Raw genomic sequence first — 2,281 nt, forward strand, 5'->3', positions numbered from 1 at the left:
CCGCTCCGGGGCCGCCTCCGTCTGCCGGGGCTACAGCATGACGAGCAGCCGGGTGCCGGGGAGCAGCTTCCGGTTGACCGAGGTGGACTGGACGAACACGGTGTACGCCGGGTTGTCGCCGGGCTTCACGGTGGTCTCCGCGGCGGGCAGGCCGAGCAGGCTCCGGGCGGCCGGGCCGGTGAACACCCGGCCGGTCAGCTCGCCGGTGAGCGGGTCCTTCTCGGCGACGGCGAGCTGCTTGGCGGCCTGGATCTTCTCCCGCTTGGACAGCTCGTAGAAGGAGCAGCCCGTCCGGTACGGGTGCCCGGCGCCGGTGACGAACTCGCGCAGCGCCGCCTGCCGGTCGACCGGGACGAGGGCGTAGCTGTCCGCCGCCAGCGCGTCGAGGCCGGCCGCGACCTGGTCGGCGCTGAGGTCCTGCCCCACGGTGAACAGCTGCCTGGTGCCGCGCACGCCCTTCTCGCGGCCGCGCAGGAAGGTGGTGGCGGCGGCCTTGACGGTGTCGATGGCCTCCTCGACGCCGCCGGTGGAGTCGGCGTCCCAGATCGCGATGTTGCCGGCGGGGAAGCCGTACTCCTGGGCGGTGCGCTTGGCCAGCGAGTTGGGGACCAGGATCGCCGACGTCCAGTGCTCGGGGAGCCCGGCCATGGCGCCGCGGATGCGGTCCATCCAGCCGCGCAGGACGGCCCGGCCCTCGGCCGGCTTCATCCGGGCGTGCATCCGGCCGTGCTCGGAGCAGCCGGAGGCGTTCTCCTCGCCGTCGGTGACGACGACCTGGAGGAAGGAGTGCTCGCCGTACCCCTCCCAGATGTGCTTCAGGTCGTCGACGGACTTCACCGCCGCCTCGATCAGCGCCGTCGCGCCGTTGTCGACCGCGTAGAGGCCCTTCAGGGACGGCAGGTGCTTGACGTCCATGTCCCACACGAGGTTGTGCACCTCGTGGTCGAAGGCGTAGAGGCTGATCCTGGTCTCGTGGCCGAGGCGGTCGGACTCCTCCTGGAGGCCCTTCACGAATTCGTCCACCACCCGGATCAGCTGGGCCTCGTGGCGCTGCATCGAGCCGGATTTGTCGACCACCAGCGAGACGTGGTTGACCTTGTGCGCGATGCGGTTCGCGGAAGCGTTCGCAGAAGCGTTGCCAGAAGCGTTCGCGGACATGCTCGACCCCTTTTCCCACGCTTTTCCCGACGCCTTTCCGGCGCCCCCTCCAGCGTTGTTCCCACACTACGGGGGCCCACTGACAATTCCGCCGGGGCCGACGGGCCGTCAATCCGGGCCGGCGGTCCGTCAATTCCGCGGTGAGTCCGAGAATTCGGGCGAGGCGAGGTCGATCGTCAGCGTGTTCCCGCAGTTGTTGGTGAGGGTCGCCGTCGGCCAGTCGACGGCGACCTCGACGAGTTCGTTGCACAGCAGGTGCACCAGCCAGCGCAGTTCGCCCCGGGGGCCGAGCCGGGCGAAGAACCCGTCCGAGCCGTGCGAGCCCCCGCCGCCGACCAGGCGCCCGGAGCCGTCCGGGAGGGCCGCCACGGCGAAGACGTCGGCGGAGGTGTGGTCGGCGAGGGCCCGGTCGGCGGCGGCCGGGCCGAACGGCTCACCCAGCGCGAACCGGGTCAGCTCCGCGCCGTCGCAGTCGGCTTCCCGCCCGGTGCCGTCCGCGCGGAAGAGTCCGCAGCGGAGCGGCATCCGGCGCGCGGCCCACAGTTCGTTCAGCCGGTTCACCGTCCGGGCTCCTGCTCGTCGGGGGTGCCCGGCCGCCGGGCGGCGAACTCGGGGGCGGTGAGGTCGAGGACGAGCGAGCGGTCCAGGTTGTCGGTGAAGGTCGCCGGCGGCCGGTCGACGGCGATCCGGACGAACTCGTTGGAGTCGGCGAGGTGCAGCAGCCGGACCAGCGCGCCGGCGGCGTCGAAGCGGGCCGCGAAGCCCTCGGAGCCGACCGCGCCGCCACCGCCGGCCAGGTGTCCGGCCCCGTCCGGGAGTTCGGCCCGGGAGTGGAGGCCGACCGAGCCGGCCTCCTCCTCCGGGTCGTCCGGGAGTCCGCCGTCCAGCTCGAAGGGCCCGCCGAGTTCGAACTCCGCCAGGTCGGGCCCGTCGACCCAGGCGTCCCGGCAGCGGCCGTCCGCGCGGAACAGGCCCTCCCCGCCCGGCATCCAGCCCTCGGCCCACAGTTCGTCCAGGCGTCCCACCGTCGTCCCCTTCGCGTCGCCGCGGCCGGCCGTCGTAACCGGCCGTCGTGACCGGTCGTCGTGACCGGTCGTCGTGACCGGTCGTCGTGACCGGTCGT

Annotated in this window: 3 protein-coding genes; all 3 read right to left on the reverse strand. The window is 72.8% G+C overall.

Annotated features, from left to right (window positions below; all coding sequences use genetic code 11):
- Nucleotides 1-30: 30 nt before the first annotated feature.
- The gene (locus ACFUEL_RS38735) at nt 31-1,158 is read right to left on the reverse strand and encodes a vWA domain-containing protein (RefSeq protein WP_380242755.1); all 1,128 of its coding nucleotides are present in this window, start codon (nt 1,156-1,158) and stop codon (nt 31-33) included.
- Between the two features lie 129 nt (nt 1,159-1,287).
- Nucleotides 1,288-1,719 (reverse strand): hypothetical protein, encoded by a 432-nt coding sequence (locus tag ACFUEL_RS38740; protein WP_380242758.1) that lies wholly within the window; start codon nt 1,717-1,719, stop codon nt 1,288-1,290.
- Nucleotides 1,716-2,183 carry a hypothetical protein gene (locus tag ACFUEL_RS38745; RefSeq protein WP_380242760.1) on the reverse strand — a complete coding sequence of 156 codons (468 nt, stop codon included), beginning with the start codon at nt 2,181-2,183 and terminating at the stop codon, nt 1,716-1,718. The genes ACFUEL_RS38740 and ACFUEL_RS38745 overlap by 4 nt, the downstream gene beginning before the upstream one ends.
- Nucleotides 2,184-2,281: the final 98 nt, after the last annotated feature.

This window comes from Kitasatospora sp. NPDC057198, assembly GCF_042670125.1.
Lineage (GTDB): Bacteria > Actinomycetota > Actinomycetes > Streptomycetales > Streptomycetaceae > Kitasatospora.